The sequence below is a fragment of the Streptosporangium minutum genome (genome assembly GCF_002149035.1).
In the GTDB taxonomy this organism is placed as follows: domain Bacteria; phylum Actinomycetota; class Actinomycetes; order Streptosporangiales; family Streptosporangiaceae; genus Streptosporangium; species Streptosporangium minutum.
Genome location: NZ_NGFP01000122.1, coordinates 20600 through 27717, shown reverse-complemented (window position 1 = coordinate 27717; position 7118 = coordinate 20600). Strand labels below are relative to the sequence as shown.

Genomic DNA, 7118 nt, shown 5'->3' with positions numbered 1-7118 from the left:
GTCCTTGCCTCCGCCGGAGCCCCGTGCGCCGGGCGCGCCCGGCCGGCCTCCGCGTGAACGGCCTCCGGACCCACGCCCGCCACCGCGCGGAGCGTCTCCGCCGTTCCCCCGATTACTCATGATCCCTAGCCCAGCCGATCTTCGTCTGCGGGCCGCACACCGCGGGCCCACTCTCCCGCGCCCATCAGGCGCTTGCCCTGCGGCTGCACCTCACCCAGCTCGACCGGGTGGGTGGCCGTGCCGACCAGGACGGAGTTCTTGGAGGCCGCGATCCGGCCGGGGTCCAGAGCCGGGGCGTCGGGTGCCGGCCGTACCGGGCCGAGCTTGACCCGCTGGCCGCGGAACTCCGTCCACGCGCCCGGCGCGGGCGTGCAGGCGCGGATGAGGCGATCCACCCGCATGGCGGGCGCGGACCAGTCGACCCTGGCGTCGTCCACGCCGATCTTCGGCGCCACGCTCACCCCGTCGGCGGGCTGGGGCACGGCCTCCAGCTTGCCGTCCTCGATCCCGTCCAGGGTCGCCGCCAGCAGTCCGGCGCCGGACTCGGCGAGCCGGGCGAGCAGGTCGCCACTGGTGTCGGCGGGCCGGACCTCCTCGGTGACCACACCGTAGACCGGGCCGGCGTCCAGCTCCCTGACGATCCGGAAGGTGGCCGCGCCGGTGATCTGGTCGCCGTGCAGTACGGCGTGCTGCACGGGGGCGGCGCCGCGCCAGGCGGGCAGCAGCGAGAAGTGCAGGTTGACCCAGCCGTGACGCGGGATGTCCAGGGCGGACTGCGGCAGGAGGGCTCCGTAGGCCACCACCGGGCAGCAGTCCGGGTCGATCCGCCGGAGCCGCTCCAGGAACTCGGGGTCCCCCGCCTTCGGCGGCCTGAGGACCTCGATGCCCGCCTCCTCCGCCAGCTCGGCGACGGGGCTCGGGTGGATCTTGCGGCCCCGGCCCGACTGGGCGTCCGGCCGGGTGACGACGGCGACGACGTCATGGCGGGGCGAGTCGAGCAGGGCCCGCAGCGAGGGCAGGGCGGTGTCCGGGGTTCCGGCGAAGACCAGGCGCAAGGTTGTTACAGAGCCTTCCCGTGGGTGGCGTGCGGGGAGAACTTGAACGCGGGGGCCGACAGACCGCTCCACTCGGCCTCGCGGATCTCCTTCATGGCGAGCTTGCGCTGCTTGAGATCCATCCGGTCGATGAACAGCACCCCGTCCAGGTGGTCGGTCTCGTGCTGGAAGCAGCGGGCCATCAGGTCGGTGCCCTCAAGGGTGACGGGCTCACCGTGCATGTTGAGGCCGGTCGCCACGGCCCGGATCGCCCGGGGCGTGGGGAAGGACAGGCCGGGGAAGGACAGGCAGCCCTCCTCGCCCTCCTCGTCCTTCTCCACGGAGAGGTCGAGGTCGGGATTGATCAGATGCCCGAGCTGCTCGTCCACGTAGTAGGTGAAGACCCGGAGCCCGACCCCGATCTGCGGCGCGGCGAGGCCGGCCCCGGGGGCGTCCATCATCGTGTCGGTCAGGTCCTTGACGAGCTTGCGCAGCTCCTTGTCGAAGTCCTTCACCGGCTCGGCGGGGGTGCGCAGCACAGGGTCGCCGAAAAGGCGGATCGACTGAATGGCCAACAGGGCTCTCCTCACACTTTTCGGGGATTCCCACAGTCTAAGGGCCGTGGGGAGTGTCCCTCGGATCTTCCGGGCGCGCACGGCTCGGCGGCGAGGTCCCCGACCGGCCGGCGGCCGGCCCCGAGCGCGGCGGCGACCGCCGGACGCGCCGGTGGAACCACGCTCCCCGCTCCGGTGACCCGCTCCGCGGAACAGGCTGCTGAACCGCGCTCCCCACCCCGGTGACCCGCTGTGCGGAACAGATTGTGGAACCGCGCTCCCCACCCCGGTGACCCGCTCCGCGGAACAGGCCTCAGCGCGAACGTGCCTTCATGGCCGCCTTCCGCGCGGCCTTGCCCACCGCCGCGTCGCTGTGGTGGGCGCCCAGCAGGTCCAGCACGGCGATCGTGTCGGGATGGTCGACCGAGGTCATCTCCTCGACGACGCGGACCAGGTCCTCGCCGGGTTCGAGCATGTCGAACTCGCACATCGCCTCGGGGGCGTTGCCGAGGTGGATCAGCGAGGCGAGCGTGTCGACCGCGATCCAGGTGCTGTCGGCGGGCGTCAGGGCGGGTGCCGGCAGGTCGCGGATGTGCAGCCAGGAGGCGGCGTAGCGCCACATGGCGGGCTCGCTGAGGGCCTCCCTCAGCGGGACCTCGGCCTCGGGGCCGAGCTCCTCCAGGATCGTGCCCACGGTGCCGCGCTGGCCGGCCGTACCGGATGCGGCGATCTTGACCAGCTCGCGGGCGGCGGCCTCCGGGGAACGGGACTCCAGCCACACGGTGACGGCGCTGGGGGCGGCGGAGCGCTTCATGATCGCCTCGACCAGCTCGGCCGCGCCGAGGTCGGCGAAGACCGCGACCTCGGCCCCGGTGGGCGCGTCGTGGCCCTCGCGCAGCAGGTCCTGGCGGACCGCCCACATGCCCAGCGGGGTCAGCCGGGGCCAGCCCGCCCCGGACAGCTCGATGAGCCCGCAGTAGCCCAGCAGCGAGAGCGCGCCCTGCAGCTCGCCCGGGAGCGCCGCGGTCAGCGCCCGCATCTCGGCGGGGCGGGCCTCGCAGGCCACCTCGTGCGACTGGAGGATGCCCTTGACCAGGGTGGCGGGAGACAGGCCGTCGCTCACGGCGTACATCGTGGCGAGCATCTCGGCGAGGTGGTCGTCCACCACCGAGGACCCGGTCAGGCTGTCGTCCGCGCGGTCCAGGACGTCCATGACCACGCCGTCCCAGAACCCCAGCAGCGCCGCGGAGGGCAGCTCGGCGGAGAGCGCCAGCGGGCCGGCCGTCGCCACGCCCCGGGAGATGCGGACCATGCCGGTGTTGACCGCGACCACCCAGAGCAGGTGCAGCCGCGCCGGATTGGGCACTCCGAGCTCGGCGCAGGGCAGGAACGGGTCGGGCAGCAGGCCCTCGGGGGTCACCTCGCGGGTGCCGGTCCACGCCGCCAGCCGCTGGGCGTCCAGCACCAGGGGGACCCGGAGCACGGCGGCCGCGAGCTCGTCGTCGGGGGCGAGCACGACCGGCGGGAAGGTCAGCACCTCGGTGCCGCAGCCCGGGCAGTCGCAGTCCTTGTCGTCGGGAGAGGTCGCGTCGAGCACGGCCGCGCGTGCCTCCCGGGACCCCGATCCCAGCTCGTCGACCAGCCTGCGCAGTTCGCCGAGATCGAAGACGTTGCCGGTGTTCCCGCTCTTTGCCACCCGTGAAACTTACTGCACTGGAGCCACACGGGTGTACGGCTAACCGATAGCCCGGGACCGTGCTTTGAAGGCGGCCTTGCGGGCGGCCTTGGCCACGTTCTGGTCGTTCAGGGAGCGGCCCAGCAGCTCAAGGACCTCGACGACCTCGGGATGGTCCACCCGCCACATCTCCTCGATCACATGTGCCGGCGGGCCGGACGCGGCCATGTTCTCGGCGAACGTCTCCGGGTCGTCATCGGCGGCGGAGATGGCCAGGGCGAGCATGTCCACGCTCATCCAGAGCACCTCCTCCTGGGAGAGCGCCGGGGCGGCCAGGCCCCGCGTGGAGAGCCAGTGGATGGCGTGCGGGCGGAGCTCGGCCTCGTCCAGGCAGCGGCGGACCGCGGACTCGGCGTCCGGGCCGAGCCGGTCCACGATCGTGACGGCGATGCCCCGGACGACCGACGGCGCGCCGGAGGCGGCGCCCAGCAGCTCGGCGGCTGCCTGCTGCGGGGTCCTGCTCCGCAGCCAGCCCTCGATGTCGGCCTCGGCCATCTCGGTGGACATCCCGGACAGCAACCCCTCGATGAGCTCGGGAGCGTCGGCGGCGGCCAGGTCGGCCGCCTCGGGCGCCTCGATGCCCAGGTCGGTGTAGTGCTCCCGCAGGCCCCAGACGGCCAGTGCGGTCAGCTCCAGGGTCTCCTCGCTCGGCTCGGCTATCCCGCAGTAGGCCAGCCCCCGCACGGCCTCGGCGACGTCCACCTCCCCGTCGTCGAGCAGCCCGATCTCCTCCAGGTATTCCATGACGAGGGGGATCGGCACCGGCGCCTGCAGCCGGTAGAGCATGTCGCACAGGCCGTAGAGCTCCTCGTCGAGGGACCGGTCGCCGGTCACGGCCCCGCCGGTCTCCTTCTCCACGAGGAACTCCACCACCGCGGCCCACGTGTCGAGCGGGTCGAAGTCCTCGCCGTCGAAGATGGCGGTGCCCTCGACCTCGACCAGGCCGGTGTGCACCGCCAGCTCCCACAGGAGGCCGGGGGCGGCCACCGCGAGCTGGGCGGTCGCCTCGGCCGCGTCGCGGACCCGCAGGCGTCCCTTCACCGTCGGCGTGCGGCCTCCGGCCAGCATCCACTGGACCAGCCGCCGGACGTCGGTGAGCAGGGGCACCCGCAGGGCGCTCTCGGCGAGCGCCTCGCGGGGGGCCAGCCGTGCCGGGGGCAGGGGGGAGCATCCCGGGCAGTCGCAGAACTCGGCGGCGGGTTCCTCCACCGCCGGCACCGAGACGTCGCCCTCCTCCAGCGTGTCGGCGCCCATCGCGCTGAACAGGCTCTTGGCCATGCCGAACTTCGAGGTGTCGGCCAGCGCGATCGGCATCTCGGGCTCGATCCGGTCCAGGACGACCCGCATGCGGACGGCCATCTTGCCGCCGATCTCCTCGGTCGCGAGCAGGAAATCGACCAGGGTGCGGGCGGCGGCGACGGTTTCGGGGGCACTTTCCGGCGGGGCGATGACCTTGCGCGGATAGATGTTGAGCAGCAGTTCCTCGAAAGTGACCGGGGTGAAATCACCCAGCTCGTTCACGTCCAGATAATCGCTCGCGTAGTCGCAGAGCAGCCGCACCTCGTCCACGTCAACGTCCAGGCCGTACGCGCGCCCCCACGCACGCAGATCGTCCACGGCCCGATTTACCCATTCGATCGACACAGGGGAAAATTAACGGCTTACTGTCAGCACCGCGAATCGGGGAAACAACTCAAATCACATCGAGAGGGTCAATGCACACCCTGACCACCTCGGGAGCCTTGCGCGCCGAGCGCACCCCGACGGCCCCCTTCAACGCGGCGGCCAGCGTCGATCCCGCCCCTCTCGGAACCCGCAGCATGGCGCGTTCCCGCACCTGGTCGCCCCTGGGCGAGTCGACCGGGACGGGCCCGAGAACCTGCGCCCCCTCCGGCAGGACAACCTCGCCGAGCATTTCCCTGACCGCCGCGGGGGAACCGGTCAGTGTGGCCATCCTTACCGCCGGGGGGAAACCCAGTTCTGTCCTGTCGGCCAGTTCCCGCTCGGCGTGGGTGACCGGATCCCAGCGCAGCAGCGCCTGAACGGCGGGCACCGAGGAGTCGGCCAGCACGACCAGCTCGGCCTGGGGCCGCAGCAGCGCCGCGGCGTTCATCCACCGGCGGAGCGTCTCCTCGGCGACCCGCAGGTCCGGCCGGCCCAGCAGCGCCCATCCGTCCAGCAGCACGGCCGCCGCGTAACCGCCCTCGGCCACCGGTTCGGCACCCGGGGTGGCCACCACCAGGGCGCGGGCGGCGCCCACGGTGGCGAGCACGCCGTCCTTACCCGAGGTCCTGACCTGGACCGAGGGGAAGGCCCGCCCCAGCTCCTCGGCCGTACGGCGGGCGCCGATCACCTGCGCCCGCACCCGGGCGCCGCCGCAGGCGGCGCAGCGCCACTGCCCCGCGATCCGGCCGCACCAGCGGCAGTAGGGGGCGGCGTGGCCGCCGCGCAGCGCGAGCGGCCCGCTGCAGTGCCCGCAGCGGGCCGGAGCCCGGCAGTTCTGGCAGGCCAGCGCGGGCAGGTATCCCCGCCGGGGGACCTGCACCAGCACCGGGCCCGCCGTGAGCCCGGTCCGCAGCGCCCGCCAGGCGAGGCTGGGCAGCCGGGCCGCTCTCGCCGCCTCGTCCCTGGCCAGCTCGGAGTCCTCCCCGGCCGGACGGACCCGGGGGGCCCTGGTCCTGACCGTCTCGCGCGCGGCGGCGATGGTGCCGGCCCAGCCCGTGGCGACGAGCTGGGTGGCCTCGGCCGTACGGGCGTATCCTCCGACGAGCAGGCCGGCACGGCTCTGGTAGGCCCGGAGCGCGAGGATCTCCCGGGTGTGCGGATACGGCGCGAGCCGTTCGGCGTGCAGGTCGTCCCCGTCGTCCCAGACCACCGCCAGCCCGAGGTCGCGCACCGGCGCGAACGCCGCCCCCCGGGTGCCGACGACGGCGCGCGCCTGTCCCCGGAGCACCCGCAGCCACCGGCGGTAGCGCTCGGCGGGCCCCAGGTCGGCGGTGAGCGCCACGTGCGCGCCGGGCTCCAGGGCGGCGCTCAGCGCCGCGTCGGCCAGCGTCACGTCCTTGCCGTCGGGGAGCACCACGAGCGCGCCCCTGCCGCCGCGGAGGGTCTCCCGGACGGCCACCGCGACCGCCGTGGCCCACTGCGGCCCGCCCTCTCCCGTCCCGGGCAGCGCGGTCCACACCGCGCGCGGCGAGAGCCCCTCGGCGAGGGCCGCCAGGAACGCCTCCCCGTCCGGGTAGTCGGCCCAGGGGCCCGGCCCGGCCTCCCGTCCGGACTCGGGGCCGTCCGGCGGCTCGGCGTCCGGAGGCGGGGGGACCGCCTCGGCCTCCACCTTGGCGTGGCGGGGCGGGACGGCCAGGCGCAGGACGTCCGCCAGGGTTCCGGCGTAGCGGTCGGCCACGGCGCGGGCCAGCGCGACGATCTCCGGGGTCAGCACCGGCTCGGGCGAGACGACCTTCTCCAGCCGGGCCAGCTTGCCCTCGTGCTCGCTGGCCTCCAGCCGCTCCAGCAGGAAGCCGTCGACGAGTTTTCCCGCGAAGCGGACCCGGACCCGGACGCCCGGCACCGCGTCGGCGTCCACCGTGGCCGGGACGAGGTAGTCGAACGGCCGGTCCAGGTGCGGCAGCGGGGTGTCCACGGCCACCCGCGCGACCGGCAGCACGGCGGCCGGCTCCGGAACCCCCTTGGCCGGCCTGGCGGGAACGGGCGCGGGCCGCTCACGTACGGCGTCGAGCGGCAGCAGGGCGCCGTCGTCTGGTGAGGGGCTGGCGTGGGTCACCCACTTGTCCTACC

At 74.0% G+C, this 7118-nt stretch carries 5 protein-coding genes; all 5 read right to left on the bottom strand.

The genetic code is table 11. The features are described from left to right. Positions 1-125: 125 nt before the first annotated feature. Positions 126-1055 carry a methionyl-tRNA formyltransferase gene (gene fmt / locus CA984_RS24775; protein ID WP_086575945.1) on the bottom strand — a complete coding sequence of 310 codons (930 nt, stop codon included), beginning with the start codon at positions 1053-1055 and terminating at the stop codon, positions 126-128. Between the two features lie 5 nt (positions 1056-1060). After that, on the bottom strand, positions 1061-1609 hold the full coding sequence (def, locus tag CA984_RS24770; RefSeq protein WP_086575944.1) for a peptide deformylase: 549 nt from the start codon (positions 1607-1609) through the stop codon (positions 1061-1063). Positions 1610-1901: 292 nt separating this feature from the next. Continuing rightward, positions 1902-3284, bottom strand: a complete 1383-nt coding sequence (locus CA984_RS24765; RefSeq protein ID WP_086575943.1) for a hypothetical protein — start codon at positions 3282-3284, stop codon at positions 1902-1904. Between the two features lie 39 nt (positions 3285-3323). Beyond that, positions 3324-4940, bottom strand: coding sequence for a hypothetical protein (locus CA984_RS24760; RefSeq protein WP_242676149.1), 1617 nt, complete (start codon positions 4938-4940; stop codon positions 3324-3326). A 76-nt stretch (positions 4941-5016) separates the two neighbouring features. Beyond that, positions 5017-7104 carry a primosomal protein N' gene (locus tag CA984_RS24755; RefSeq protein ID WP_086575942.1) on the bottom strand — a complete coding sequence of 696 codons (2088 nt, stop codon included), beginning with the start codon at positions 7102-7104 and terminating at the stop codon, positions 5017-5019. Between the last annotated feature and the right edge of the window lie 14 nt (positions 7105-7118).